Annotated in this window: 36 protein-coding genes and 1 pseudogene; 21 read left to right on the plus strand and 16 right to left on the minus strand. The window is 52.0% G+C overall.

Annotated elements, in window-relative coordinates:
* Positions 1–68: 68 nt before the first annotated feature.
* The 3 genes from GHH_RS03835 to GHH_RS03845 all read left to right on the plus strand — a co-directional run bounded on the left by GHH_RS03835 (position 69) and on the right by GHH_RS03845 (position 2587).
* Positions 69–707 (plus strand): GTP pyrophosphokinase family protein, encoded by a 639-nt coding sequence (locus GHH_RS03835; RefSeq protein WP_011230330.1) that lies wholly within the window; start codon positions 69–71, stop codon positions 705–707.
* The gene (locus tag GHH_RS03840; RefSeq protein WP_011230331.1) at positions 704–1519 is read left to right on the plus strand and encodes an NAD kinase; all 816 of its coding nucleotides are present in this window, start codon (positions 704–706) and stop codon (positions 1517–1519) included. The genes GHH_RS03835 and GHH_RS03840 overlap by 4 nt, the downstream gene beginning before the upstream one ends.
* A 156-nt stretch (positions 1520–1675) precedes the next feature.
* A complete protein-coding gene (locus GHH_RS03845) occupies positions 1676–2587 on the plus strand; it encodes an RluA family pseudouridine synthase (protein WP_015374166.1) in 912 nt (303 codons plus the stop codon).
* On the opposite strand, the gene prpE is transcribed toward GHH_RS03845, so the two are convergent.
* Complete coding sequence (gene prpE, locus GHH_RS03850) at positions 2584–3321, minus strand: bis(5'-nucleosyl)-tetraphosphatase PrpE (protein ID WP_015374167.1); 738 nt, start codon at positions 3319–3321, stop codon at positions 2584–2586. The two genes, GHH_RS03845 and prpE, sit on opposite strands and share 4 nt — an antisense overlap.
* 202 nt (positions 3322–3523) lie before the next feature.
* A complete protein-coding gene (locus tag GHH_RS03855) occupies positions 3524–4699 on the minus strand; it encodes an FtsW/RodA/SpoVE family cell cycle protein (RefSeq protein WP_011230334.1) in 1176 nt (391 codons plus the stop codon).
* A 198-nt stretch (positions 4700–4897) separates the two neighbouring features.
* Here GHH_RS03855 and fabI point away from each other — a divergent pair, with 198 nt between their 5' ends.
* Both fabI and GHH_RS03865 read left to right on the plus strand, forming a co-directional pair.
* A complete protein-coding gene (gene fabI / locus GHH_RS03860) occupies positions 4898–5674 on the plus strand; it encodes an enoyl-ACP reductase FabI (protein WP_015374168.1) in 777 nt (258 codons plus the stop codon).
* Between the two features lie 119 nt (positions 5675–5793).
* Positions 5794–6204 (plus strand): CotO family spore coat protein, encoded by a 411-nt coding sequence (locus tag GHH_RS03865; protein WP_015374169.1) that lies wholly within the window; start codon positions 5794–5796, stop codon positions 6202–6204.
* Between the two features lie 155 nt (positions 6205–6359).
* Here GHH_RS03865 and GHH_RS03870 read toward each other — a convergent pair whose 3' ends face one another.
* The 8 genes from GHH_RS03870 to GHH_RS03905 all read right to left on the minus strand — a co-directional run bounded on the left by GHH_RS03870 (position 6360) and on the right by GHH_RS03905 (position 15493).
* A complete protein-coding gene (locus tag GHH_RS03870) occupies positions 6360–7931 on the minus strand; it encodes a glycosyltransferase family 4 protein (RefSeq protein ID WP_015374170.1) in 1572 nt (523 codons plus the stop codon).
* A 2-nt stretch (positions 7932–7933) separates the two neighbouring features.
* Entirely contained in the window at positions 7934–9028 is a 1095-nt protein-coding gene (locus GHH_RS03875) for a CotS family spore coat protein (protein WP_014195186.1), read from the minus strand.
* Positions 9029–9283: 255 nt separating this feature from the next.
* Positions 9284–10438 (minus strand): glycosyltransferase family 4 protein, encoded by a 1155-nt coding sequence (locus tag GHH_RS03880; RefSeq protein WP_015374171.1) that lies wholly within the window; start codon positions 10436–10438, stop codon positions 9284–9286.
* Positions 10435–11391 carry an NAD(P)-dependent oxidoreductase gene (locus tag GHH_RS03885; protein ID WP_015374172.1) on the minus strand — a complete coding sequence of 319 codons (957 nt, stop codon included), beginning with the start codon at positions 11389–11391 and terminating at the stop codon, positions 10435–10437. Before GHH_RS03885 ends, GHH_RS03880 begins: the two co-directional genes overlap by 4 nt.
* On the minus strand, positions 11388–12671 hold the full coding sequence (locus GHH_RS03890; RefSeq protein WP_015374173.1) for a UDP-glucose/GDP-mannose dehydrogenase family protein: 1284 nt from the start codon (positions 12669–12671) through the stop codon (positions 11388–11390). The genes GHH_RS03885 and GHH_RS03890 overlap by 4 nt, the downstream gene beginning before the upstream one ends.
* Positions 12672–12947: 276 nt before the next feature.
* A complete protein-coding gene (locus GHH_RS03895; protein WP_015374174.1) occupies positions 12948–14027 on the minus strand; it encodes a glycosyltransferase in 1080 nt (359 codons plus the stop codon).
* A gap of 6 nt (positions 14028–14033) precedes the next feature.
* Positions 14034–15029, minus strand: a complete 996-nt coding sequence (locus GHH_RS03900) for an aminoglycoside phosphotransferase family protein (RefSeq protein WP_015374175.1) — start codon at positions 15027–15029, stop codon at positions 14034–14036.
* 161 nt (positions 15030–15190) lie between these two features.
* Positions 15191–15493 (minus strand): hypothetical protein, encoded by a 303-nt coding sequence (locus tag GHH_RS03905; RefSeq protein WP_015374176.1) that lies wholly within the window; start codon positions 15491–15493, stop codon positions 15191–15193.
* 178 nt (positions 15494–15671) lie between these two features.
* Here GHH_RS03905 and GHH_RS03910 point away from each other — a divergent pair, with 178 nt between their 5' ends.
* Both GHH_RS03910 and GHH_RS17900 read left to right on the plus strand, forming a co-directional pair.
* Complete coding sequence (locus GHH_RS03910; protein WP_013146050.1) at positions 15672–16022, plus strand: DUF1360 domain-containing protein; 351 nt, start codon at positions 15672–15674, stop codon at positions 16020–16022.
* Between the two features lie 23 nt (positions 16023–16045).
* The gene (locus tag GHH_RS17900; RefSeq protein ID WP_015374177.1) at positions 16046–16456 is read left to right on the plus strand and encodes a hypothetical protein; all 411 of its coding nucleotides are present in this window, start codon (positions 16046–16048) and stop codon (positions 16454–16456) included.
* On the opposite strand, the gene GHH_RS03915 is transcribed toward GHH_RS17900, so the two are convergent.
* On the minus strand, positions 16344–17108 hold the full coding sequence (locus GHH_RS03915) for a hypothetical protein (RefSeq protein WP_013146049.1): 765 nt from the start codon (positions 17106–17108) through the stop codon (positions 16344–16346). The genes GHH_RS17900 and GHH_RS03915 overlap by 113 nt on opposite strands.
* Positions 17109–17209: 101 nt before the next feature.
* Positions 17210–17929: a hypothetical protein gene (locus GHH_RS03920; RefSeq protein ID WP_015374178.1), complete on the minus strand. Its 720-nt coding sequence runs from the start codon at positions 17927–17929 to the stop codon at positions 17210–17212.
* 154 nt (positions 17930–18083) lie between these two features.
* On the opposite strand from GHH_RS03920, the gene GHH_RS03925 reads away from it, so the two are divergent.
* The 11 genes from GHH_RS03925 (at position 18084) to GHH_RS19095 (ending at position 23323) form a co-directional block, all read left to right on the plus strand.
* Positions 18084–18419, plus strand: a complete 336-nt coding sequence (locus tag GHH_RS03925; RefSeq protein WP_013146047.1) for a spore coat protein — start codon at positions 18084–18086, stop codon at positions 18417–18419.
* A gap of 358 nt (positions 18420–18777) precedes the next feature.
* Complete coding sequence (locus GHH_RS03930; RefSeq protein WP_011230350.1) at positions 18778–19008, plus strand: hypothetical protein; 231 nt, start codon at positions 18778–18780, stop codon at positions 19006–19008.
* 27 nt (positions 19009–19035) lie between these two features.
* The gene (locus tag GHH_RS03935) at positions 19036–19239 is read left to right on the plus strand and encodes a hypothetical protein (RefSeq protein WP_015374179.1); all 204 of its coding nucleotides are present in this window, start codon (positions 19036–19038) and stop codon (positions 19237–19239) included.
* A gap of 158 nt (positions 19240–19397) precedes the next feature.
* A complete protein-coding gene (locus tag GHH_RS03940) occupies positions 19398–19604 on the plus strand; it encodes a DUF1657 domain-containing protein (RefSeq protein ID WP_011230352.1) in 207 nt (68 codons plus the stop codon).
* A 97-nt stretch (positions 19605–19701) separates the two neighbouring features.
* Positions 19702–20178 carry a YhcN/YlaJ family sporulation lipoprotein gene (locus GHH_RS03945; RefSeq protein WP_011230353.1) on the plus strand — a complete coding sequence of 159 codons (477 nt, stop codon included), beginning with the start codon at positions 19702–19704 and terminating at the stop codon, positions 20176–20178.
* 11 nt (positions 20179–20189) lie between these two features.
* Positions 20190–20669 (plus strand): stage V sporulation protein AC, encoded by a 480-nt coding sequence (spoVAC, locus tag GHH_RS03950; protein WP_015374180.1) that lies wholly within the window; start codon positions 20190–20192, stop codon positions 20667–20669.
* Complete coding sequence (spoVAD, locus tag GHH_RS03955; protein WP_015374181.1) at positions 20669–21682, plus strand: stage V sporulation protein AD; 1014 nt, start codon at positions 20669–20671, stop codon at positions 21680–21682. Before spoVAC ends, spoVAD begins: the two co-directional genes overlap by 1 nt.
* A 1-nt stretch (position 21683) precedes the next feature.
* On the plus strand, positions 21684–22040 hold the full coding sequence (spoVAE, locus tag GHH_RS03960; protein WP_015374182.1) for a stage V sporulation protein AE: 357 nt from the start codon (positions 21684–21686) through the stop codon (positions 22038–22040).
* Positions 22041–22052: 12 nt separating this feature from the next.
* Positions 22053–22259, plus strand: a complete 207-nt coding sequence (locus GHH_RS03965; protein WP_011230357.1) for a DUF1657 domain-containing protein — start codon at positions 22053–22055, stop codon at positions 22257–22259.
* Positions 22260–22271: 12 nt separating this feature from the next.
* Positions 22272–23132, plus strand: a complete 861-nt coding sequence (locus tag GHH_RS03970; protein ID WP_013523193.1) for a DUF421 domain-containing protein — start codon at positions 22272–22274, stop codon at positions 23130–23132.
* Between the two features lie 20 nt (positions 23133–23152).
* A complete protein-coding gene (locus GHH_RS19095) occupies positions 23153–23323 on the plus strand; it encodes a hypothetical protein (protein WP_015374183.1) in 171 nt (56 codons plus the stop codon).
* Between the two features lie 140 nt (positions 23324–23463).
* Here GHH_RS19095 and GHH_RS03975 read toward each other — a convergent pair.
* Positions 23464–23799: pseudogene (locus GHH_RS03975) on the minus strand (thioredoxin family protein); the annotation flags it as partial.
* A 112-nt stretch (positions 23800–23911) separates the two neighbouring features.
* On the opposite strand from GHH_RS03975, the gene GHH_RS03980 reads away from it, so the two are divergent.
* The 3 genes from GHH_RS03980 (at position 23912) to GHH_RS03985 (ending at position 24732) form a co-directional block, all read left to right on the plus strand.
* Entirely contained in the window at positions 23912–24148 is a 237-nt protein-coding gene (locus tag GHH_RS03980) for a hypothetical protein (RefSeq protein WP_015374185.1), read from the plus strand.
* A 76-nt stretch (positions 24149–24224) separates the two neighbouring features.
* On the plus strand, positions 24225–24353 hold the full coding sequence (locus GHH_RS17905) for a YjcZ family sporulation protein (RefSeq protein WP_013146038.1): 129 nt from the start codon (positions 24225–24227) through the stop codon (positions 24351–24353).
* Positions 24354–24474: 121 nt separating this feature from the next.
* On the plus strand, positions 24475–24732 hold the full coding sequence (locus tag GHH_RS03985) for a stage VI sporulation protein F (protein WP_011230363.1): 258 nt from the start codon (positions 24475–24477) through the stop codon (positions 24730–24732).
* Between the two features lie 123 nt (positions 24733–24855).
* On the opposite strand, the gene GHH_RS03990 is transcribed toward GHH_RS03985, so the two are convergent.
* The 3 genes from GHH_RS03990 to GHH_RS04000 all read right to left on the minus strand — a co-directional run bounded on the left by GHH_RS03990 (position 24856) and on the right by GHH_RS04000 (position 26640).
* The gene (locus GHH_RS03990) at positions 24856–25290 is read right to left on the minus strand and encodes a GNAT family N-acetyltransferase (protein WP_013146036.1); all 435 of its coding nucleotides are present in this window, start codon (positions 25288–25290) and stop codon (positions 24856–24858) included.
* A 1-nt stretch (position 25291) separates the two neighbouring features.
* Positions 25292–25813 (minus strand): YjcG family protein, encoded by a 522-nt coding sequence (locus GHH_RS03995; RefSeq protein ID WP_011230365.1) that lies wholly within the window; start codon positions 25811–25813, stop codon positions 25292–25294.
* A 98-nt stretch (positions 25814–25911) separates the two neighbouring features.
* Positions 25912–26640 carry an esterase family protein gene (locus GHH_RS04000; RefSeq protein ID WP_015374186.1) on the minus strand — a complete coding sequence of 243 codons (729 nt, stop codon included), beginning with the start codon at positions 26638–26640 and terminating at the stop codon, positions 25912–25914.
* Positions 26641–26802: the final 162 nt, after the last annotated feature.

Raw genomic sequence — 26802 nt, forward strand, 5'->3', positions numbered from 1 at the left:
GAGCGGTTCCATCGAGCAGCAAGAGACGTAAGCCGCGGGAGATCGAAAACATGTAGGCAGGTGGTACGATGGTCAACCATTGGGATTTGTTTTTAGCCCCGTATAAGCAGGCGGTTGAGGAGCTGAAAGTGAAGCTAAGGGGCATTCGCGCCCAATTCGAGATGATTGAAGCGCACTCGCCGATTGAGTTTGTCACCGGACGGGTGAAGCCAGTTGCCAGCATTTTGGATAAGGCGCAAAAGAAAAACATCCCGCTCGACCGTCTCGAGGAAGAGATGCAAGATATTGCGGGGCTGCGCATCATGTGCCAGTTTGTCGATGACATTAAGACCGTCGTCGAGCTATTGCGCCAGCGCAACGATTTTACGATTGTCGAAGAACGCGATTACATCACGCAAAAAAAAGAGAGCGGCTACCGCTCGTACCATGTCGTCATCCGCTATCCAGTGCAGACGATCCGCGGTGAAAAAAACATCTTGGCGGAGATTCAAATTCGAACGTTGGCGATGAACTTTTGGGCGACGATTGAGCATTCGTTGAACTATAAGTACAGCGGGCGTTTCCCCGAAGATATCAAAGTTCGGTTGCAGCGCGCCGCGGAGGCGGCCTATCGCCTCGATGAGGAGATGTCGAAAATCCGCTTTGAAATTCAAGAAGCGCAGGCTGCTTTTTCTCGAAAACAAGAAGCAAAAGGAGAAGGGCAATGAAACGGACGGACGCGCCGCTCGTGTTCGCCATCACGTCCAAAGGCGACGACATATCAAACGCTCTGGCGCAAAAAATGAAAACGTATTTGCTTGACTTTGACTTGCGTTACGATGAAGAGGAACCTGATCTCGTCATTTCGGTTGGCGGTGATGGAACGCTGTTGTATGCGTTCCATCGCTATTGCCATCGGTTGGACAAGACGGCGTTTGTCGGAGTCCATACTGGCCATCTCGGCTTTTACGCAGACTGGGTGCCGGAGGAACTCGAAAAGCTCGTCATCGCCATCGCCAAGACGCCGTACCAAGTGGTCGAATACCCGCTCCTTGAGGTGACGATCCGCTATCTCAACGGCGGAAGCGAGGCAAAGTATTTAGCGCTCAATGAATGCACAGTCAAGTGCGTCAGCGGGACGCTCGTGATGGATGTCGAGATTCGCGGCGACTTGTTTGAGCGGTTCCGCGGCGACGGGTTGTGCATTTCGACGCCGACCGGCAGCACGGCTTACAATAAAGCGCTCGGTGGCGCGATTTTGCATCCTTCGCTTGAGGCGATTCAAGTGACCGAGATGGCGTCGATCAACAACCGCGTGTTTCGGACAATCGGTTCGCCGCTCGTGCTGCCGGCGCACCATACGTGTTTACTCAAGCCGGTCAACCACGTCGATTTTCAAATTACGATCGACCATTTGTCACTGTTGCATAAAGAAGTGAAGTCGATTCAATGCCGGGTGGCCGATGAAAAGGTGCGTTTCGCCCGCTTTCGGCCGTTTCCGTTTTGGCGGCGGGTGCGCGACTCGTTTATCGCCGACTGAGGGAAAGCACGCCTCCTTGGTTAGGCAACGCTTCCTGTTTGCGGCGAGGTGATGGTCTTTTGGCGCGGATGCCGATTCCGTTTTCGCGGCGCCAAAGAAAAGTGGATGGAACACGATGAGCAAGACGGAGATTTTTGATCAGAAAGGTGACGAACATTGCCGCCGTTTACCATGACCTTTTCCATCGATGAACAGCACGACGGAAAGCTGCTGCGCCAGTTTTTGCAAGAGAACGGCATTTCGCGGACGGCGCTTACCGATATTAAATTCCATGGCGGGGCGCTGTTGGTTGACGGTCGGCCCGTCACCGTCCGCCATGTGCTGCGCGCCGGCGAGACGCTGTCGGTTGTCTTTCCGCCGGAGCGGACAAGCGATTGGATGGACGCAGAAGCGATGCCGCTTGACATTCTGTATGAAGACGATTACGTCCTTGTTGTCAACAAACCAGCGGGATTGGCGACGATTCCGTCGCGCCACCACCCGGGCGGGACGCTCGCCAATGGCTTGCTTCACCATTATCGAAAGCAGCAGCTCGACTCGACCGTCCATATCGTCACCCGGCTTGACCGCGACACGTCCGGGCTCGTGCTCGTCGCCAAGCACCGCCACGTTCATCATTTGTTGTCGGCATTGCAGCAAAAAGGGCACGTTGTGCGCACGTATGAGGCCATTTGCCATGGCGTCATCGTCGAGGATGAAGGGACGATTGACGCCCCCATCGGCCGCCAAAGCGACAGCATCATTGCCCGCGAAGTGCGGGAAGACGGGAAGTCGGCTGTCACTCATTTTCGTGTACTTGAGCGGCTTTATGGCTATACATACGTTTCGCTCCGGCTGGAGACGGGGCGCACGCACCAAATCCGCGTTCATTTGGCTTATCTCGGCCACCCGCTCGCCGGCGATGAACTGTACGGCGGGAGCCGGGAGATGATCGGCCGCCAGGCGCTTCATAGCCGGCAGCTGTCGTTTTTTCACCCGTTTGCCGGGCGCTGGTATACATGTTCCGCCCCGCTTCCTGACGATATGGAACTCCTCCTCGAGGCAACGCGCAGACGGTGCGCTGATTAGGAGAACGTGCGGAATTTTTCCGGGACGAACGGCATCGAGGAAGGAACGGAGACCGTTTCCATTTCCGGATAGCGCAAGGCGGTCAGCGCACCGCCGAATACGCAGCCGGTGTCGATGTTGACCGTCCGCCCGACAAACCGCGGTTTTTCGACCGGCGTGTGGCCGTATACAACCCATGCGCTGCCGTGATACCGTTTCGCCCAGTCGCGGCGCACCGGCGTCCCGTCCGGGTTCGTTTCGCCGGTGATGTCCCCATACAGGACGAACGTCTTGACTTTTTTGTCCGTCCGCCCGATATAGTCGTGACGGATGCCGGCGTGGGCGATGACAAGGCGCCCCTCATCGAGCACCGCATACAGCGGCGCCTGTTCATACAGGCGGATGAACTTGCGGCGGATCATCTCTTGTTCGCTTGGAGGCAAGGCGCGATATTCCGCGACCGTCGTCTCAAGCCCGTGGGCGATTTGCACGTTTCGTCCTAAAAAAAAGCGGTACAGCTTATTGCAATGGTTGCCTGGCACGTAGTAAGCCAAATTTCGCTCAACAAGGGCGCAGACGATCTCGATCATGTTCAGCGATTCAGGACCGCGGTCGGTCAAATCGCCGACGAAGCCGAGCTTTCGTCCGTCGGGATGAATTGGCACCCCTTCGTCCCAATGGTAGCCGAGTGTTTCCGTCAATGCGGCGAATTCGCGGAAGCAGCCATGAATGTCGCCGATGATGTCCACCTGCATAGGATGAGCTCCTTTCTAGCCCGAATCGTTATACTACCAGTATGTCCGTTCGACAGGGAAAAGAAAAGATGAGGCAGCCTTGCCCTACCCATCGAAGGCGCTGTTCAAAAAGCAGTGGCCGCGGCGGGGAGCGGAACAAAGAAGGGGCCTTGGGCCGGGATGAAGGCCAAAAGAAAGCCGCCTGCGGACGCAGCAAGCGGCTTTATTCATCGCTTGCGAACATAAACTTCCGCGTTCGCGAATGAACGTTTAAGACGAGGCCGATCGCCAGCATATAAGTCGCCAGCGAGCTTCCTCCATAGCTGATGAACGGAAGCGGCAACCCCGTGATCGGCAAAAGTCCAATCGTCATGCCAATGTTTTGGAACACTTGGAACGTAATCATGCCCGCGACGCCGGCGCATAAATAGCTGCCATATAAATCGTTGCTCTCCAAGGCAATATGGATCATGCGATAAATGAGCAGGAAAAAGAGAGACACGACGATGCTTGAGCCGACAAATCCGAACTGTTCTGAGATGACGCCAAACACAAAGTCTGTGTGCGCCTCCGGCAAATAGACTTGTAAGTTGCCCAATCCTTTCCCATACAGTTCCCCTGACCCAATGGCCATAAGCGAACGGATGAGCTGGAAGCCTTGTTCGTTGGAATATTCATATGGAGCCAGCCAGCCGTAAAACCGGTTCAACTGGTAATCTTCTTTAATAATGTACTTATGGAAGAAATCAGGAAAATAAAAGAAAATGAACACAACGACTGCCACCATTGTTACACCGGAAAGGACAATGCCGAAAATGATGCGCCAGCGGATGCCGGAAACGAGCACCAAGGTGGCGGTGATGGCCATAAACACCATCGACATGCCCATGTCCGGCTGCTTGGCGAGCAAAATAAGCGGCGGCAAGACGGTCAAAGCGATTTTGCCAAGCAATTTAAAATCATCGCTGATCGTCGGTTCGGGATATTTTTCCCGATGGTTGACGATGATGCGACTTAGGACGATGATCATAAAAATTTTCATCAGCTCGGATGGTTGAAAGTTGCCTCCAGGTAGATGATACCAGCTCGTCGCCCCCTTAATGGTTACTGATCCTGGGACGTTCAATTCCAGCCCAAGCAACAGCAACATCCCGAATCCATACAAATACCAAGCGATTTGAAACAGCCGATCATAGTCAATGATCATCGTCAAGGCGATCACGACAGCGCCGATGGCGTACCATTGCAGCTGTTTCGAAGCGAAGTTGACGTTTTGCAGTTTCTCCGGCAGCATCGGTTCTGCGCTATGGATGGCGATGGCGCTGACGACCGCCATCAAGAATAAAAGGAACAGCATATGGTAATCCAGCTTCGATTTGGAAAAACGATCATGATCCATGGAACGATCCTCTCCATTCAAATGTGCCATATACCATATTAGCGAATCGCGCCGGTTTTGCAAAGTGGGAAAAACCGCCGCCAGCATGAAGGAATCGGAAGGCAAAAGGGAAGCGTGCATTTACATCGCCCGCCGCATCGCCTATAATAGAATTAACACCTGGTGCTAAGAATAAATGATAATTGGGAGGATGAACGAATGGTCTTATCGTTGGAAGGACGTACATATGTCGTGATGGGGGTGGCGAACAAACGAAGCATCGCCTGGGGCATCGCTCGTTCGCTTCACGCTGCCGGCGCTCGGTTGGTGTTTACGTATGCCGGAGAGCGGTTTGAAAAAGAGGTGCGGGCGCTTGTGGATACGCTTGGGGACGAACGTTCGCTTCTGCTGCCATGCGATGTGGCAAAAGATGAAGACATCGTTCAATGTTTTGCGCAAATCAAACAACAAGTCGGCGTCATCCACGGCGTCGCTCATTGCATCGCCTACGCCAATAAAGAAGACTTGAGCGGGGAATATATGAACGTCAGCCGCGAAGGCTTTTTGCTCGCCCACAATATCAGCGCATATTCGCTCACCGCGGTTGCGCGCGAGGCGAAAGAGCTGATGACGGAAGGCGGCAGCATCGTCACCCTCACGTACTTAGGCGGCGAGCGCGTCGTGCAAAACTACAACATTATGGGTGTGGCGAAAGCGTCGCTTGATGCGAGCGTGAAATATTTGGCGAACGATTTAGGCAAATACGGCATCCGCGTCAATGCCATTTCCGCTGGACCGATTCGCACACTGTCGGCCAAAGGGGTGAGCGATTTCAACTCGATTTTAAAGCAAATCGAAGAACGCGCTCCGCTCCGCCGGACGACGACCCAAGAAGAAGTCGGCGATGCGGCGCTGTTTTTGTTCAGCGACTTGTCGCGCGGCATCACCGGGGAAATTATTCACGTCGACTCGGGATACCACATTTTAGGATATTAAAAACGTGCGAGCAGCCGTTCCTGTTGATGGAGCGGCTGTTTTTTGCTTGACTTGGGCAATTATTGAGATCACGGGCATACATATATAAGGTAAGGCAAGCATGGAAAAGGGGGATCGACGTGCGGAAACAAAACGTTGTGGAGACGGAGCCGTTGCTTTACATTGTGCAGCCAAAAGCGATGCGGGCGGCGGCGCATATGCAAGAAACGTTTATGTGGACTAGCCGAACGCAACAGGAAGAGGAAGGGAGTTCCAGCGATGAACGAGGCGGCGAGGAGGAACCGACTGAATTTTTTGCCAAAAAAGAATTCCAAGCGATGGCGCTCGACGAGCGGCTGGCCTTTTTGGCGGAGCTGCCCGGCCATTTGCCGCCGCTGAAATGCCAATTTGTCATGAAGGATAAGAGCTATGAAGGCATATTAAAGAAGTGCACGGCGACCGAGTTGACGATCGCCGATGAACAGGGAAACGAAACGGTCATCGGGCGCGCGCAGCTTCTCGCGGTGACGATGATCGGGTTTGTGCAGTAACGCATTTCCTTGCGTTGAAACGCATCTTTGCCTGAATGCGTTGCGGCGCCAGGAAAGGATGATGAGGGTTTGTTTCCTTCATTTGCTGTGGGAGTGTATTCTCATTTTTATTTTGGATGTCCGTCATTTTCTTCGTTGGCGATTTTCGATTCGTGTTAGTGTGAGCTTGCAATCGTAAAATGTTTGGTGTCATGTTTCGCTTGAGCCAATTTGCGGTTCAAATGCGTTTTAGGCGACGCGTCCAGCGTTTGTTGGTTGCCGCTTGCAATGGTAAAAGGTTTTATGTGGCGGCCGGTTTGGGGCTGTTTAGGAGCTGGGGCGCTTTTCGCGAGTTCAGTTCGCTCTGCCGCAGCTTCTTTTTGTTTGGCTGTTTGTTGATGGTCTTCCATTGATATGGCACGCTCTTTTTTGGTTTTTCCCTTTTTCGTTTTGTCGGATGACGCTGCCGCGTTCTTTTTCGAGTGGACTTTTTCTTTTGCATCCGCTTTAGGGGTTGGCCGGTTCAGTTGTTCTGTTGCATCTTCTTTCAGCGGTTCTATTGTCATGCCGGCTGCTTGTTCTTCACTCACTACAGCTTGTTCTGTTTTCTCCGCCTGCTCCCAAACTTCCAATAACTCGGAAGCGACTCGCTCCCAATGATAGATCGAAATCGCAAGCTGCCGGCCTTTTTCTCCCATTCTTCTCATCAATGATTGATCCGATAATATTTGGGCAATCTTGTTGGCAAAATCACTTGGGTCCTCCGGATTTTCTACGATAAGGCCGTTTTCATTGGCGAAAATGACTTCCGGATTGCCGCCTCTCGCGGTCGTTACGATCGGAAGGCCTGCTGCCATGGCCTCGTAGTGGACGCGCGCCAACGGTTCCTGCCATTGCGAGGTGCATACAAACAAATCAGCCGCCGCAAACCAATTTTGGATTTCATTCGGTGGGACAAAGCCTGTCGTGACAACGGGGACAGGCATTCGTTTCGCCAGTGCTCTTACATAGGCGACATAATCAGTAATGTCATTTTCGCTAAACCAGTTGCTCCCGACAATCACCAGGGCTAAGTTTTTAAATTTTTTTGACAGCTCCGGCAATGCTAGAATGAGTTTATCGACCCCTTTATTGCGCGACAGCCTTCCGGCGAACAAAATGACCGTTTTGTTTTCCAACCCATGTGCCCGCCGAATGTCGTTGCGTATTTTCTGCATTTTTGGATGATTTCCCGGCAAAAATCGTTCGCTGTCTACTCCAGAATAAATCGTGCGCAATTTTGGCGATGCCTGCGGATATAGACTGCGGATGACATTGCCAATATAATCGCTCACGGTTACGATGTAGGCCACTTCTGCGATGGCCGCCGTTGCTTCTTCTGGATCGATTTTTTCCGGTTGAAACATATCATTGTGCATACTTAACGTCATTTTGGCGTCGGGCGCTGCCTGCCGGATGGGCAGAACAAGGCGGGGGCGGTTAAAGATATGGATGAGATCGAACTTGTTCGCTTCCACATAACGAACAACGTTTTCCCGGTATATTTCAAATATTTTTCCCGGTACGCGCACGTAGCGAACGCCATGGATCGTTTCTTGCTCGGGAAGCGACGAATCGCTGATGCCTAAAACGGTAATATCATGGAATTGGCTTACATGTGGAAGAATGCCGGAAATATACGTTTGAATGGCTCCGCCGAGTACAGGGGGAACGGGGAGTTTTTCTGTACAAACCATCAAAATCCTCATATTTATCCCACTCCTTTCCAGTCATTTTCGATTTCTGCCAATACAGGCCACTTTGACTGGTCGGTTTCGACAATCGTTTGAATTAACTGTGCTGTTTGTTCATTGAGAAAAATTTCCGGTTCATAGACGACTTCTTTCATATTTTTATAAAATTCGTTTGGCATGGCCAAGTCAATCATCAAAAGCTCGTATAATTCAGGTGTGATTGGATTTGCTTCGTGGTACGCTAGAATCATTTCCCGCACCCATGTTGCATCCCATTTGTATAAATCCGCCATTGTGCCGCTAATGAGTTTTCGTAAATCACGAATCGGAAGGTCAAAGGCAACTCCGTCGAGATCAATAATCCACATTCCGTCCGCGCCCATTTGGCCGTTGGACCAACCGTAGTCTTGGTGAACCAACCCCCAATGAGCCGTTCCTTGCTTGACGAATTCAACATAGCTGGATTGCAGGAATCGTTCCATGCCTTTTCGCGCCTGTTCTTCAAATCGGTCAACTACCTCTAATAATGGTGGGCTTGCCGGCATTTCAGGGTAGTATTTGGCAATGTTCCGAAACCAGCTCATTTTCGTAATCATTTTTTCATAGTTTTTTGGCCATTTGTGCAGCCGCGAAGCCATTTCCGCCTGTTTTGGGGGGACATACCCTTTGCTTAGCCGATGGAATTCACCAAGGGCATAACAAAGCTTTCTTGCTCCTTCCAAATCCTTTGTAACTGGCGTCAACGGTTCAATCCATTCCGCCACAAACCATAGTTTTCCTCCTGCCTCGACATAACTTTTTCCATCCTTTGTTTTTACAATTGGCGGCACTCTTGCCTTGCGCACTTCCACTAAATATTCTTGTGCTCCTAGGCTGAATAGGCTCCTTGTCGGCCTCCGGTGCAGCAGCTTCAAACTTTTCGGGCCTGATTTCGTTTCGAGCTTCCAAATCGCTCCTCCCTTGTCCGGTTTTGTCGTAACGATTTGCATGTTTTGAACGGATAAATCGTAGTTTTTCAGCACTTCCTCTGCCAGCTGGATGATATACTCAGGGATAAAAAATTCATGGGTCGTTTCATCGACGAGCCATGGTTCAATAACGATGTCTTTCATGCTATCCCTCCTGTCAGGTATTTGGGAATGGACGAAGTGAAATATGTGTGATTGCTACTAGGATATGTATGGAGAACGAAATTGGACTGGGTAAGCTCATTAAATAGAGGATATTTCCCGAAGCCTCTGCAGTTTGACGAACTGGGGGGCGGCGAAAGTGTGACGAGTGGGGATAGATGCACAAGGAGCGGCATGGTTGATTTCATCGGAGAAAGAGAAAAAGGCTGTCCCGAAAACATTTCTCTTAGACAGCCCTTATTGGTTTGGGGAAAGGGAGGAACATGCTTCGATATAAACCGTTTCAAACCGCTTGGCCACATGGTGGAATTGAAATTGCTGTTCAACGAGCCTTCTTGCCTTTTTCGCCATGGTTTCCGCTTCATGTTTGTTCACAAGCATGTAATCAATCGCTTCAAAAAAAGCGTGCGGGTTTTGGTAGTCATCGATGACAAAGCCGGTCTCGCCGTGGCGGACGATTTCGGCATTGCCGCCGCGGTTGGTTGTCACGACCGGAATGCCGGCGGCCATCGCTTCGTAATGAACGCGGGCGAGCGGCTCGTGCCATTGCGAGCTGCATACAAACACATCGGCCATTAAGAGCAGTTTGGGGATATGACTGTGCGGAACGTAGTTCGTAAACAGAACGCGATCGGCCATCGGCGCCGCGAGTTCATGAAGCCAGTCGATGTATTCGCTTCGTCCGGTGTCGCCGAACCATTTTCCGCCGACGATGACAAGCGCTGCCTCGGGATGGCGGACCAAAAGGGATGGCAAGCATTGAATCAGCAAATGCGGTCCTTTTGTTTTGCTGAGTCGGCCGAGAAAGAGAACGACTTTTTTATCAGTGAGTCCGTACGCTTCGCGTTCCGCCTGGCGTATGCGCTTGCCCTCTTCTGTCCAGACGGGGATGTATTGGGAAGCATCGACTCCGGAATAAACGATTTTTACTTTCTGAGGATCGATTGGGTAACGGTTTGTCACCGTCCGTTTGATGTATTCACTGACAGCAGTCAGCAAGGTGCAGGCGTCTAGCGCCCGCTTCGCCTGCTTGGCTGTCATTTTCAGCGGGGAAAACATGTCGTTATGCAGGCTTAGCACAAAGGCGCTTTGCGGAGCCGCCGCTTGGTAATCGATGAGCGGAACAGGACGATTGAAGACGTGAACGACATCAAAGTTGTATGCGGCCAGCGCACGTGCCACATCCGTTTCATACGTGGCTTTTGGAAAACGGATGTAGTGGATGTCTCCGTCTGTCTCTTCAGGCGGCAACAGCGGGTCAGTGATCGAAAAAATAGTCAGTTCGTGGCGGCGGGCGATCAATGGAGCAATCCCATCGATCATCATTTGAATGGCCCCGCCCCGCACTGCCGGGGCGGGCAGCTTTTCCGTGCAGACATAGGCGATTTTCATAAATGCTCACCCTCATACAGCGAACGGATGTATTCGATCTCTTTTTGTAGGCCGTCCTCAAGCGTTACAACCGGCTTGTACCCAAGCAGCCGCTCCGCTTTTGTCAAGTCGGCCCATGTTTGTTTCGGCTCTCCGCGGGCGGCGGGGGTATACTGAATGATCGCTTGTTTTCCCGTCAGCGTTTCCAGCAGACGGATCACCTCATTGACCGATGTTCGTTCTTTTCCGCCGATATTGATCGTTTCTCCAATGACGCCATCCCGCTCGATTGCGGCGATTGTTCCATCAACGCAGTCAGAAATATAGGTGAAATCGCGCGATTGTGTTCCGTCGCCGAACACAATGAGCGGTTGTCCAGCGAGCAGCTGGCGGATGAAGCGGTGAAACGACATGTCCGGGCGCTGGCGCGGGCCGTAGACGGTGAAATAGCGCAAAATGACGATCGGTACGGCGAACTCGCGAAAATAGACGCGGCATAAATGTTCGCCGGTGAGCTTCGTAATGCCATATGGGGAGAGCGGGGCCGGTTCAAGCGTTTCCGACAACGGGCCGCTCCGCTCGCCGTAGACGGATGAGGTCGAAGCGTAGATGAACCGTTTGAGCGGCCGGTCTTTGCATGCCTCAAGCAACCGCTGGGTAGCGGAAATGTTGTGTGCAGCATAGGCGGCAAACTCCGTCCCCCAGCTCGTTCGCACGCCGGGCATGCCGGCTAAGTGGTAGACCGCTTCGACGTTTTGCAGCAAGGACGGCAAATCGGCTGTCAACAAATCCAGCTCAAGAAAGGTAAACCGTGGATGAGACTGCAAATGGGCAATGTTCTTCGCTTTTAGCGGCGCCGGCGTCGGTCCGAGAAAGCCGTCGACGCCAATCACATGATGCTCGTCGTTTTCGAGCAGTTTTTCGCATAAATGGGAGCCGATAAATCCGGCCGCCCCGGTGACGAGAATGTTCACGGGCGCCCCACCCCCATGTAGCGCAAACCGCTTTGTTCGACTGCATGGCGATCCAAACAGTTTCGACCGTCAAACACGAGCGTCCCATTCATCGCCGCTTTCACTTGCCCCCAGTCAAGCGTGCGGAATTCGTCCCAATCGGTGGCGATGACCAAGCCATCCGCCCCTTGGATCGCTTCGTGCACCGACTGGACTTGTGTGACGCGGGCGAGCGGCTCCGAGAGCGTTGCCTTCGGGTCGTAGGCGGCAACCGTACAGCCGTTTTCACTCAATCGGCGGATGAGCGCTTCAGCGGGGGAAAAACGCGTATCGTCTGTATTCGGCTTGAAGGAGATGCCAAGCACGGCGATCTTTTTGTCCGTCAATGGGGCAAGTTGCTCATTGAGTTTTTGGAAGCAAACGTCAAGCTGGGTGGCGTTGATGGTCTGCACTGCCTTCAGCAAATGCGGCTCCACTTGGCGCGAGCGCGCCGCATGTTCGAGCGCTTTGATATCTTTTGGAAAGCAAGATCCTCCATAGCCGAGGCCGGCCCGCAAAAAATGCGGGCCGATGCGCGGGTCGAGGCCGATCCCGCGGGCGATGTCATTGACATCGACGGCAAACGCGTCACAGATGCGCGCCATTTCGTTAATAAAGGAAATTTTGGTCGCCAAAAACGCGTTGGCGGCGTATTTGATCAGTTCCGCGCCGGTCAGGCTTGTTGTGAGGTAAGGGGCATTGATGCCGGCATACACCGCCTGCATGACGGCAAGCGATTGGTCATCATCCGGTTCGAGTCCGACGACGATTTTGTCTGGGTGAAACATATCGTAGACAGCCGACCCTTCCCGCAAAAACTCTGGGTTGGATACGATGCGGAACAACTGCGGTTTCACTCCTTTGCGGATGAGCTCGGCACGCATCCATTCATTCGTCCCCGGAGGGACGGTGCTTTTCGTGACGATCGTTTTGTACGATTTGATCGTTGTTGCCAAGCGGTCGAGCACCGCTTCAATATAGCGCAAGTCGGTGCCGCCGTCGGGCCGCGGCGGGGTGCCGACACAAATGACAACGACGGCCGCCCGTTTGATATCATCCCAGCGGCCGCTGAACGTCAGATCATTATAGTTTTTGACAATCAATTCTTCGAGCCCTGGCTCATAAAACGGAACTTCCCCGTTATTGAGCAGGCGGATTTTCCGTTCATCATGATCGATGCAATGCACTTCATGCCCAAGTTCAGCAAGGACGGCAGCGGTGGTTAGTCCGACGTAGCCAGCGCCAATGATGCAAATGTTCATCCTAATAGGCCTCCTTCGTGAAATCTCCGGCTTTTATAGCGTATTAACAGACAAGCGTGGTTTGCTACATGGCAAGCGCCTAAAACGCTGGAAATGGTGCGGTCTATTTTCGGCGGACAACCTTTCTGCTGTTTGGAAAGGAAAGGGGAAGAATTAAGCAACAAAGGGGGTGTCCCAAAAGGATCGGGACACCCTCTTTCGTCTCTATATATACGTACTGACCGCTTCTTCCGCACTATATTTTGTGTCTATCCTGAAGGCAGACAGCCTTTTGGGTCAGCCCCTTTTGATGAACTCATCATACAACCGCTCCTGCACCTTGATTTGTTTCGTGATATCAAACCGCTGTTCAATCACTTTGCGCGCTTTTTTCGTGAAGGATGGAATTCGTTCCGGATGTTCCAGAAAAAAGCGAATGCCGTTCGCTAGCTCAATATCGTCTCTTTCTGGTGCGAGATAGCCGGTGCGTTTGTGTTCGATCAATTCGGGGATGCCGGCGTGATTCGTTGAGACGACCGGCAGTCCGCTTGCCATCGCCTCTTTCAACACGTTGGGGATGCCTTCGATGTCTCCGTCTGAAGCGGTCTCGCTCGCCAGGCAAAATAGATGGGCGCGTTCCATTTCGCGGGCGATTGAAGCGGCATCCATGGCACCCAGCAGGTCGACAAACGGATCGAGCTTCAGCTCGCTGACAAGCCGGCGGATGTTTTCTTCCTCTTTGCCGCTGCCGATGATGCGGAGGCGGCAGCGCGGATGAACCGCATGCACGCGCCAAAAGGCGCGCACGAGCGTTAAAAAGCCTTTTTTCTCGACGAGCCGGCCGATTGAGAGAATGATGATGTCTCCGTTCTCAGGAATCGTCCGCTCTCGGTACGGAAATAAATCGAGCTCGATGCCGCCGTAGAGAACTTGGATTTTTTCCGGCGGAAAGCCTAGTGTAGTCAGTTCATTGGCAAGATAGCGGCAGACAGGAAGAAAGAGCGCCCCGTGCTGTTTGAGCAAATTGTACCGTTTTTGATTGCGCCGCAAACTTTGATGCTTCGCCGATCCATCGCGGCCGCGGATGCTGACGACAAGCGGAATGCGATGGGCGATGCAAAGCGGAAGAATTTCGACGGCATGCTTTCCATGGTGAGCGTGAATGGCGACAATATTTTGTTCTTTGGCGAAGCGGCCGAAATCGTCGATGTCGTTGAGGTGATAATAGTTGATGAGAGGAAACGGATGGCTGCCGTCATCGGCGAATGACCCGATCATGATCGGGCGGTATTTTTTTAAATGAACCATTTGGTTGTAAATAAAACGTTGATTGATTTTCATTTTTTCATGAAGAAAGTGGGCGATCGTTTGTTTCATTTTTCTCTATCCCTCGCTTTTGAAAAAATCGGACAAGAATGCGAATTTTTTTGTTTCCTGTTCGGCGAGGCGGGTGAGCAAGTTCAAGGACGCTGGGCTGTTTACCGCCCGCTTTTGCTTTTCTTGGCCGACCGTTTCGCTGTAAAACACGTGCGGAAACATGGCATCAGCTAAATAGACCCTTTTGTATGGAGCATACAGGGAACAAACGGAGAAATAAAGGTCAAATAGCAACTTCGTTCGTTTTACCGCATCGTCTTTCGGGTTTTTCGTCAAAGAAATAAGCAAAAAGCGAAAATCATCAAGCGGAAGACCATAGTAGGCGAGGTCAAAGTCGATCATGATGACTTCGTGGTTTTCCGCCAATAAAAGGTTGTTGCTGTTGTAATCCCCGTGGCAAATGGCCTTTCGTTCTTTCGCTGTGCGGCAAAAATCAGCTAGATTGCTTTTTTCAAGCCATGCATAACTTTGATTCGCGATTCCAGCCATCTGTTCCATTATATGAGAAAGAGTGTCACTATGATCGATGGCCTTTGCCTGCTCCTCTAACTGTGCTGCTTTTTGCCGATGTGCGCTCAGCACGTCTTTTGGCTCCGGAAACGATGAAGGGCAGGGGCCGATCCAATCGGCAAACAGACTGTGAGCATGAAAGCGGGCGAGCCCTTCGATCCGTTGTTGGAAAGAGGGCTTCGTTCCGCTTGGGACGATGTAGTCCATCAAATAGTAGTAATGGCCTTTTCGGTGGATGTAATATTGGTCTGTTTTCGTTTGGAAGATTTTTGGGACATGAAATCCTTCTTGGTACAGCTTGGAATGAAGCAAAATCGGAAAATTCGTTTTGTCTTCGCTCAGCCGTTTCAGCACGTACCGTTCCCTCGTTTTTTTGTTTTGCACAAGCCATACTTTTTTTTCTTTCAGTTCCTTCATGATATCGACTTCAGTTCCAGTCAGGTCGTAACGGCTTAAAATGTCAAACAACAAGCGAGATCGTTTCGAAGCCAAGATCAGTTCCTCCTAGCATCCATTGTCGATTGGTAAAAGTGTATGTAATACGAGAAGAGAATGTATAGACAAGCGCACTAGTCAATGAGAAAACGGCGCCGCCAAAAAAATAAGCGCCGGCCGCGTTGGTTGGCGTCAGCCGGCTGTGCTTTCTTTCTTGGTTATTCTTCCTCGTCATCCGAATCAGCGGATGAAGCCGGCCGCATGGAAACAGGGAGATCGATTGCGGTGATCGCGGCCGCATCGATCGCAAGGGAGCGCCCCCCGTCTTTATAAAAGCGGTCAACCAATAGCGAGACGCTGTTCGTCCGCGGCTCGAAGCCGAGAAAAAGCGCATTGTAATGCGTCTCGTTGGTGGTGTGCACGTTAACCTCAGTGTTGAGTGGAAGCGCGGCCAGCTGTTCGTAAAGAGCACGGGGAAGGCGGGGTCGGGTTGGGCGTCGGTTGAAAAAGACATGGTACATCGCGTCGCCTCCTTTCTTGTCCCTTGTGTTAAAAACCTATACTCCATCATATGATTGGCTTAGGAGAGCGTTTGGGCAAACGTCCGCGTCAAAGAGAATTCACTGGCTGCCAAGTTGGAACGACGGAGAGGTAATCGGTTTTTTAGCGGTCATGACCGACGGAAAGGGGGAGGGGAGCATGGACGATCCATTTTCATTTGTCCTTCTTTGTTTAGCCAGCTTTCGCCTGACACGGCTGATTGTATATGATGCGATCACCGCCTGGATTCGCCGTCCATTTCACGAATGGACGGAGCAGGAACTTCCAGACGGAAGCAAACAAGCATTTCTTTCTTTCAAGGGAGGCGGGCTGCGTCGCTGGTTTGGCGAACTGCTGAGCTGCTACTGGTGCACGGGGATCTGGTGTGCGGCGTTTTGTTATACTGGCCTAATGCTTTGGCCGAATGTTTTTGAGCCGCTCATTATGCTTCTAGCGATTGCCGGCGGGGCGGCGATCATGGAGACGATCGTCAGTAAATGGCTGTCGTAAGGAGAAAGGCGGCTATTGAGATCATGACACAGCCAATGAGGGATGCCGGCGGGCGTCGTTTTGGTCAAAAAATGGACAGCGAACCGCTGATGCTGGTTGGGCAACGTTCGCTGAAGGAATGGCTGGCGGTGTGGATGGAAGTCGTCAAGCCGTCGTCAGCCGGTGATGCCAAAACAGCAGCGCAGCTTGTCGGGATGACGTTGATGGAAGGAAACGTCCAACTCCTATTGTTTGAAATAGGAAATAGCGGAGCCGGCCCAAAACGGCCGGCCCAAACAGCAGGTGCGCCGCTGGCCGGCATGAAGGCGGAAAACGAGCGGGTCACCATTGAATGGCAATATGGTTGGCGGCAGGAACGCCCTTTGGCAGTTCTGCGCAATACACGAATCCATCAACCGTCAATGAGCGGGCATTGCTGGACGGGGGAACAGTGATTTCAAACTGGGAAAAGCGCCGCTCCTCGCCTGGTTCAAGCGGGGCGTCATAAAGCGGGGCAAGCCAGTATTCCCCGCTTTGCCGCACTTTTTCCCGCCAGTTTTCTTGGGTGAACGTCCAGCTTTCCGCGCTATTGGAGATCAGCGCTTCCTGCTCGGCCCGTCCGCTGTTTGGCAAAACAATTTTCCCGCTGAGCACCGCCGTTTTTGGAGGCGAAAGGCGGAGACAGACAATCAAATGGTGAAGCGGCGCTGTTCCGTGATTGCGAATGATGAAATCGCCGATGATGGTCAGCTCCTCCTCATCAAGATGCGTCGGAACGACGACAGAATAGTGAAACAACGCTGACACGGCAGCAGCTCGTTCAAACGCTGGTGTCTGTGTCTCTTTTGAGGTGTTATATCGCGTTTCTTCCAGTGCAATTTCACACAACAGAAGCTGGCGTTCCAAGGCGGCGATTTTTTTCTTGTACGTTTCAACGTTGGTTGTTTCTGCTTCACGCAGCTTCTCTTTCAAATAGGCGCTGCGCATTTTTTCCTTGGCCAACTCGGCCTCCAGTTGCTGCACTTGTTGCCGGCATGAGGCTGCTTCTGACCGGTAGTGGATGATTTGTTGCTGCAGACGGAGATGTTGGTCGTTTTTGTTTTTCATACGGTTTCCACCCCTTCCATTCTCATCTTATGTATCCATTGCGGGTGCATGCCATATAAAAAAGGCTGTTGTTGGAACAACAGCCTGAACGGTGCAGGACGCTACATGGCCGGGAATACGTCCGGGCATTGCGGCGGGAATTTGGTTGTCGGGCAAAGCACGGCTTCGGCCAATTCTTCGCGCGGTTGGCAGAAACGAGCTTCGACTTCGATTTTGACATCAGCTTCCACTTGGACTTCAAGGCATAAGGTGATGGAAACATCAAGTTGTGCAAAGTTGTCTGTGCAGACTAGGCTCGTGTCGCATTCGAAGAACGAAATATGGCAGTTGAGCTGCGTGCCTTCCGGGGCGCACAAGATGAACGTTTGTGCTGTAGCGAACGGAATTGGCTTCGATTGGCAAATGACCGTGCCGGCTGGGCTGACAATTTGCACGACGACATGCCCTTTGATGAGCGCTTTGACTTTTTGCAACGTCACCGTTTCCCCAGAAGGAAGGGTGACGTTTACGGACTGCCGGCCGTTTGGCTGCGTAATTTCCTGGCAAATCAATGCGTCCTGGTCAACGACCGAGTCGATCGGGTTTCCGTCGGCGTCTGTCAGGAAGCAGCGGATTGTCAAGTGTTGCGGGTTTGTATGTTGCGCTCCCAAAAAATCGCAAATTGTTCCTTCCCGCCGGCAGTGGTCCATCGGGAAAATCGCTTCCAAATCCTCGCCGCTGAAGCTTCGCAATGGCACATCGACTTGGCGCGTCACCCAGTCGTAAATTTTGCGCGTTCTGATGCATACTCTTTCTGTATCGCGACGGTGATGATGACCCATTTTCTTCGTTCCTCCTATCGTTCATTTGTTCCCCAACGCCTGGTGGTTTGGGACTACTGTATACTATGGAACGGCTTAGGTAAATGTGTTGGGACAGATGCGGATTTTTTGCTGGTGGGTGCAGACAACGATGAATCAAAGGGGGAGATGTCGAATGATGAAAGACAAACACGGGGCGATGAACGCAGAGAGAAGGGGGATGGGTGAACAGCGGCTCGCTGAGCGAATGGCTGAACTGGAGCGCCGGCTGAAAGAGGTGGAAGCCGAAAACATTGTGTTAAAGGAACTGGCTTACCAAAGCGCCAAGCGCTACGAGCAGCTCAAACAGCTGGCGAAGGAAAATGACGAGCTTCGCCGCCAGCTGCTGCAATCGCCATGGAGCGAAAAAACGGGCAAGACGGATGAGGACGAACGGCCGGACAGCTGGTTTTTCCGCACACTGAGGCAAGAAAATGCCATCATGCCACACCCGGAGCGAAACGAAAAATGAGAGGCACCCTTGGCTCGCCAAGCCATACAATAGCAGTAGCCGCTCGCTTTTCCTCTCGCCGTTGAACTTTGCTTTATATTGCTCTGACTGGAGAAGAGTTTGCAAATAGTTGATCGGCGAGGGCTACACTTTTTCGGGATGGAGGGATGAGGAATGAAGAAGCCAACTCCGTCGAAACCGGTGACAAGGGTGCTTTCTTCGACAACGCAGCCTGTGCGGCGTCCGAGCGGATGCGGATGCGGTCGGCCAGCCGTCATCAAGAAGAAATAACGGAAATCCGTGAGAGATGCCTATACTTCGCTTCGCCTCCTTGCATAGTCTAACAGTGCAACTAGGCGAAAGGAAGGGGGGGAAGGGCATGTCGGATCGGAAAAAAGCGAAAGTGATTCATGTCGATAAATTGATCATTCATGCCGATGACATCGTCATTATGCCGCGCGGCCGCATCCGCGATCCGTGGTTGTTCCCGCACCGCGATGATACGGAAATGGAAGCCGTTGAAGATGTGCGGGACCGGGATAAGGAAGAACATGGTGAAGGAGGCCATGATCGAAACGAAGGAGAACGGAGACCGTTCTCGTGGATCTAGCCATAAAGCAAATGGGGGACGCAAACGGTGGAGCGTTTTAAAAATTACGGGCTTTGGCTCGGGGTCGGGTCGTTTGTCGTACTGGCGCTGGAGACGTTTGGCGTCGACATCGACCTTGGCAAGTATGAACAGTTGTATCATGCGTTATTAAGCATTTTGGTGATGGCCGGCATTTTAAACAACCCGTCGCTTGGCCGCGGTTATTCCGATAAAGTTGATAACAAGTCGTAAACCGCATGGGCGCCTGCAGAAGGCGCCCTTTTCGTGCCCGGAAAGGCTGGAAAGGCGGCAGAACGTTTTGCAGAAAATGACAATTATAATTTGGCGGCGAAAAACCATTCTAAACATTGTCACCACCAATCTTACACCATATAAGGAGGACATGAATCATGACGGTTGCAACACAAGTGAAACAAACATTGGCGGGGTTAAAATCGGCTCAAGCGAGCTTCGAAACGTTTGCTTTGCAAACCGAAAACCAAGCCGCGAAACAGCTTTACCAACAAGCTGCCCAACAAACGCAGGCGGTCATTGATTTGGTGAACTCGCGCATGCAAGAAATTCAAAACGAAGAGCCACAATATAAACAACAATAACCTTCGCTGAAGCGAATGGGATGGTTCAGGCGGAAAGGTTGGCACAGCACGCCAACCTTTCCCGACTTGGCGGAAATACATAAAAACGAATGGGTTGATGAAGATGAAAAAATGGTGGTTGGCGGCCGTCGTTGCGATGATCGCGGTCGGCGGCTGCGCCAAAGAAGAAACGGAACAAAAACAATCGCTGCAAGGGGCAAACCTGCTGAGAACCCAAACGTCCGGGACGGCGAAACATGCGGAGCTGAACCAAGGTCCGGCCGAGCGGGCGGCCAGCTATTTGCGCGGGCGCGACGATGTTCGGGACGTGGTGGCGGTCAACAGCGGGGATCGGTTGCTCATTGCTTATCAAATTCCCCATATGAAGCGGTGGAGTCGAAAACAAATTGAGAAAGACATTGACCAAAAACTGCGCGACCTGTTTCCTGGCTATGATGTTGTTTCCTCGAGCGATTTGAAAATTTTTTGGAAGACGAAGGAATTAAAAGCCAACATGGACAATCGACGCTGGGATGAACGAAAAGTCAATCGGGAAATCAGGCGCATTGAAAAGCTAAGCAAAGAGCAAACATAAGAGGTGTCATTATGGCGAATGAAAAACGGAAAAAGCTGACCCCGGTTCAGCAGGAATATCATTTATTCGAAAAAGAGCGGGAAACGAAGCGCCCTATCGTTCGCAACTGTGTTTGCGCGTTTCTCGTTGGCGGAATCATTTGCACGATCGGGCAGGCGATCTCTTATTTCTATATGTACTTCTTTGATTTCACCGAGCAAACGGCAGGCAATCCGACGGTGGCGACGATGGTCTTTTTGTCGATGATTTTAACTGGGCTTGGCGTTTATGACCGGATCGCTCAATTCGCTGGGGCGGGAAGCGCCGTGCCGGTGACAGGGTTTGGCAACGCCGTCATCTCGGCGGCGATTGAGCACCGGACGGAAGGATTTGTGTTAGGCGTCGGCTCGAACATGTTCAAGCTCGCCGGATCGGTCATCTTGTTCGGTACGTTTGCCGCCTTTGTTATCGCCCTTGTCAAAACGATTGCGACCCAGTGGGGGGGATTGTAATGCTGAAAGGGCACCGCACATGGGTGTTTGCGAACAAGCCGGCAATCATCGCAACAGCGGCGGTCGGCGGGCCGTTTGAGGCGAACGGCCGCCTCGCGGAAGACTTTGATCTTCTTCACGAAGATTTATGGCTCGGAGAGGAGTCGTACGAGAAGGCGCACCGCGTGCTCATGGAAGAAGCAGCGTTTCAGGCGATGGAAAAAGCCGGCCTAGAGAAAGAAAACGTGCAATTTCTCATCGCCGGCGACTTGATCAACCAAATGACCCCGACAAGCTTTGCTGCCCGAACGCTCGGCATGCCGTATCTCGGTGTTTTTGGCGCCTGTTCCACTTCGATGGAAGGGCTGGCGCTAAGCGCTTTTATTACCAACTACGGCGGGGCAGATTATATATTAACCGGAGCCTCAAGCCACAATGCTGCCGTCGAAAAACAGTTTCGTTACCCGACGGAATACGGCGGGCAAAAGCCGCCGACGGCGCAGTGGACAGTAACGGGAGCTGGCGTGGCGATCGTCAGCCCGAAAGGGGACGGGCCGCGCGTGACCGCGGCGACGATCGGCCGCGTTGTGGATATGGGGCTTGCCGACCCGTTCAACATGGGTGGAGCGATGGCGCCGGCGGCGGTCGATACGATTGAGGCGCATTTGCGCGACATGCAAATCGATGCATCGTATTACGATTTGATCGTCACCGGCGATCTAGGGCGAATCGGACGCCAAGTCTCCCTTGACTTGCTGCGTCAGCACGGCATTGACATCGATGAAGAGTGCTACCAAGATTGCGGGCTGCTCATTTACCGCGATGGGCAGCCGGTTTTGTCCGGCGCAAGTGGGGCGGCTTGTTCCGCTGTCGTCGTTTACGGGCATCTCATCAAACGGATGCGGCGCGGCGAGCTGAAGCGCATTTTGGCAGTCGCGACAGGAGCGCTATTGTCGCCGCTATCGTTCCAGCAAAACGAGACGATTCCATGCATCGCCCACGCGGTGGCGATCGAGTATGGAGGTGAGGCGTAGCGTGTTGTCTATGTTTTTTTGGGCGTTTGTCGTCGGCGGGCTGATTTGCGTGATCGGGCAAATTTTGATGGATGTGTTTAAACGGACACCTGCACATACGTTGACGATTCTCGTCGTCGTCGGGGCGATTTTGGATGGATTCGGTTTGTATGAGCCACTCATTGATTTTGCCGGCGCCGGGGCGACGATTCCGATTACGAGCTTTGGAAACGCGCTCGTTCACGGCGCGATGCAAGAGGCGGAAAAACACGGCATTATCGGCGTATTGACCGGCATGTTTGAAGTGACGAGCGCCGGCATCTCAGCGGCGATCGTCTTTGGGTTTATCGGGGCGCTCTTGTTCCGCCCGAAAGGATAGGAGGGATCTTCCATGACCGTTGCTTCGCAGGTGAAACAAACGTTGGCGAGCTTAAAAGGCATTCACGCTGGGCTGCAACAGCTGGCGCTCACTTCCCAGGATGAAACGGCGCAGCGGACGTTTCATGAAGCGATGCTTGCGACAGAGGAGATCATCGCGGACATCAAAGACCGGATCGGCCGGCTCGAGTTCGAAGAGCCGCAATACCACGGAAAGTAAGGAGCATGATCGATGCCTATATGGTTAGAAACCGCCATTCGTTCGATTTGCATTTTAATCGGGTTGTTTGTGATCACCCGCATTCTCGGCAAAAAGCAATTATCAAAATTGTCGTTTTTTGAATACATCGTCGGCATTACCGTCGGCGATATCGCTGGAACGATGTCGGTCGATTTAGGAATTTCGTTGCAAGAAGGCATCACCAGCATTTTGATTTGGTCGCTGTTTCCAGTGGCTGTCGCTCGTCTCTCGCTGCGCAACAAGAAATTTCGCGATTTTGTCGAGGGCAATTCCACGGTTTTTATTAAAAACGGCAAAATTTTAGAGGAAAATTTGAAACGGGAGAAATATACGGTTGACGAGCTGCTCGAACAGCTGCGCAAAAAAGATGTGTTCCGCGTCGCCGACGTCGAGTTTGCGGTGCTTGAGCCAAACGGCGACTTGAACGTGTTGCTGAAGCGGGAAAAGCAGCCGCTCACCGTTGGAGATGTGTTCCCAAACCCGCCGCGGGAAAAAGAGCCGCAAACGGTCATTATGGACGGCATGATTTTGGATGAGCCGCTCGCTACGATGGGGCTTGGCCGCGGCTGGCTGAAGGAACAGCTTGACAAACAAGGAGTGGCGATTGAAAATGTGTTTCTCGCCCAAGTCGATTCATACGGACAGCTGACGATCGATTTGTACGATGATAAGATCCAAATTGCCGAGCCACAGGAGAAAAAGCTGCTCTTGGCCGCGATGAAAAAAGTGCAGGCTGATCTGGAGCTGTATGCGTTGCAGACGAATTCCGAAGAGGCGAAGGCGCTGTATGAACGAAACGCCGCAAAAATGGCAGAGCTTGTGCAAAAAGTCGAACCGCTCTTGCGAAACTGATGACACAGGAGGAAAAGACGATGGAAGACAAACGGACAAAAACGACGGATGAGGAAATTCAAATCCAATTGAAAACGAACGACCGCTCCGAGCGGACGCGGACGACCGATGAGGAAATTTCGATTGAATTGATGTTTGACAGCCCGCAGCTGACGCGCCAGCCGAAAGACTACGACGAAATCGAATATTGACGGCTTCCGTTTCCACAATCGGCGATCCATAAGGAGCTGTCTGTTCATTCGCATTGGCTGTCCGGGAAGGAAAACTTCCTTCTCGGACAGCCTCTTTTTGTTGCCCTTCTTCTCTGGCGACGCAAGGGCGCCGCCCCGCCTTACTCCGGCAGAGACTGCAAAAAGGCGCGCACTTCTTCCGGCGTTTTCGCATCGGCGCTATGCAGATGGGCGATTTTTTCCCCGTTTCGGAACACAAGAAGACTTGGAATGCCAAGCACTTGGTACTTCTCACCAAGATCTGGAAACTGGTCTCGGTCGATTTCGAACCAGTCGTACTGCCCGTAATCGCGGATGATGTCATCGATGAACATGTTCAGGCGCACGCAGTCCGGACACCAAGTTGTGTAAAACTTCATAATCGCTGGCTTATCGCCGGAAATGGCCGCCTCGAATTGCTCAACTGTTTCAATTTGTCTCACATTCGTTCCCTCCCTTTCATGTTGCCGTTCATCTTTACTTTACCATATGGCAAGGCAAAAAAGAACGGGGACGCCTTCACCTCGGGCAGTCGTTTTTGCATACAACAGTAAGAAAGGAGGGGAAAGTGTGAGCAAAGAGTTGGAAAAAGCGCTCGAAAATTGGGTGGCGTCGCGCAAAGAAGGGCATGAAACGTTCATCCGCCTGTTTGAACAATGGGGAAAGGACTTTAACAAACAGCTGCAAGAAATCGAAAAATTGAACAATGGATTTTTAAAAAGTGTACAAGGCAACTTGGACTACATCGAGCAATGGTTTGCGAAGAAGGAGCGGGAATTTGCCGAGCTGTTCCGCCGATTTGGATGACAAAATGGCCTTTGCGCCCATACGCCCCGCTAAGCCGGTGAATACGATACAGTAAACGGAGAAGGAGGTGCACATTATGATGGGCTTCTGCGGTTATGGTTATCCTTACGGCTACGGCTATGGCGGTGGCTATGGCGGTGGCTTTGTGTTGATTGTCGTGTTGTTCATCTTGTTGATTATTGTCGGCGCGGCGTTTGTCGCTTAATGAGAAAAACGGATTCGGTACGGGCCGTTTCGGCGCCACGGAACGGCTCGTATTTTTCTTTCTTTCATGCACGCCGAAGCGGCGGCGTCATACGATATAGCAGGGAGAAGGAGGCGGAACGATGGATCAGCAATTTTTTAAAAACATCGAAAAGAAAACAGGTGTCAATATGAAAGACGTTTTTGAGCTCGCCAACTCGCTGCAAAACGCCAATTTCAGCGACGAAAAAACGGTGCGCCAAGTCGTGAAACGGGTGGCGCAAATCGCTAATCGAAAAGTGCCAAAGGAGCTCGAAGACCAAATCGTCAAGGCCATCGTCCATAACGGCAAGCAAATTGATTTCAATACGATTGCCAATATGCTGAACAACAAAAAATAAGCGAAAGGGAGCTTGCGTGTGCACAGCTCCCTTTTTTGCCCTCTCTGCCTAAGCAAAAGAAAAGGTTTCTGCAGATCCCCTGGCACTTGATGCCATGTAGGCGAAGGACGCTCAATCAGCTGGTTATTCGAGCGATTTCACCATTGTCACATGTGGGATGCCAGCGTCCATAAAGACACCGGAGACGGTCGTGTAGCCGAGCTTTTTGTAAAACGGTTCCGCGTGCGTCTGGGCGTTCAGTTTCGCCGTTTTCGCCCCTTTTGTTTTCGCCAGCTGTTCGATCGCTTCCATCACCATCCGTCCGGCGCCGCGGCCGCGGTAGGACGGCAGGACGCAAATGCGCTCGATTTTGCCGACGCCTTCGTCAATGAAACGGAGTCGCCCAGCACCGACCGGTGTTTGGCCATCATACAGGACGAGGTGGAACGAGTCGTCCTCGAATGCGTCGATTTCCTCGTCTTCCGGCACGTTTTGCTCCTCAATGAATACGAGCCGGCGGACGCGCAAGGCGTCTTCGTACAAAGCGCGATCTTGCGTTGTGCCAATCGCAATGTTCATCTCAGACCGTTTCCTTTCCTCCGACGATAAACGTTTCATAGACGGTCCACGAGCCGTTTTCCAGCTGATAGAGAAGATGGAAGCGGTCGACGGTCTCCTCGAAGTGCACATCTTGCAGCTTCAGCTGGCTGTAGACGTCCGCATATTCTGCGCCCGGCAAATCGCGGCCGATCGTAATGTGAGGTACGAACACAAACTCCGGCTTTCCGGCGAACAAGCCGCTGTGCAGTTGTTCATGAAGGCGCTCGAGCACGTCGTTTGGCTCCACCTTCAAATAAATGATGTTGCTTGTCGGATAAAACGAGCTGAATTTCGTCACTTTGATCGGAATGGGAGGTGTTTCCGCCGCAATGCGGCGCAACTCTTTCGCCATTTTTTTTATTTGCTCCTCATCCGCTTCAAATGGGTATTTCAGCGTAATATGCGGGGGGATGAGGGCGTAATGGCTGTCGTACCGTTTCCGGTACGAGTTGGCGAAGTCTTGAATCCGTTTTGGCGGAAAGATCACAATGCCGTACTTCATTTTGTTTTCCCTCCTTGAACCAGTTCTTTTTCCACGCGCAGGAAACGCACGGAATGGATGCGGCGGCTTCGACATCTTTGAAGTTGCTCCGTTTTGTCCTATAACGATAAAACAGCGGCTACGGCTCGGGGGACATCCGGCTGCCAATACGTCCACGCATGACCGCCTTCGAACTCATGGTACGTATAAGCAAACCGTTTTTCCATAAACAAGTCCCGCGCCATTCGATTCGGGGTGATAAAATCGCGCACATGGCCATCCGTCGTTTTCACCGCTGTTTCCTCTGTGCCAACAGAATGGTAAAGCGAAAGGAGCGATGGATCGCGGAATGAGCGGATGCGCGCCAATACCGAGTCATCGATATAGGGGGACTGCATGGCGATTTTCCCAAATGTATGCGGATACAACAACCCGGCTAGAAGCGACACCGTTCCGCCGAGCGAATCGCCGATCAGCGCCCGGCCTTTGCCCATTTGGTATGTCGGCAGTTCGCGGTCCAAAAACGGGACGAGTTCATGGGCTAAAAAACGAAGGTATGCTTCGTGCTTTCGGCCTTCCGGGTGGTATTTCTCGTAGCGGTCGTTGACGTTCCGATACGGGATGCCGACGACGATCGTCCGGTCGATTGTTCCTTCTGCCATCAGCGTTTCGATGACGGTTTTCATTTTTCCATACATAAAATAATCTTTGCCATCTTGCGCGATTAATAAAGAATATTTGTAAAGCGGCGAAAAATTGCTTGGCAAGTAGACGAGCAGTTCGATTTCTTCTTGCAGCTCCCTGCTGTAAAGCGTATAATCGCGCATCGTTCCTGTTGCTGTCGCCATGACCATCCTCCATGAAAGCGTAAGTTCATCTGTTATTGTAACATATTTGCGCCAAAAGATGTTAACGAAGGGCTCGAATTTTTTGCGAATTTGCCGAATCGTGCCATTCACAAAAAAATGGCTTGCAAAAACGGGGGGAATGCGCTACATTTTTTATTAAAA

It is taken from the genome of Geobacillus sp. GHH01 (genome assembly GCF_000336445.1).
GTDB classification, from domain to species: Bacteria; Bacillota; Bacilli; order Bacillales; family Anoxybacillaceae; genus Geobacillus; species Geobacillus zalihae.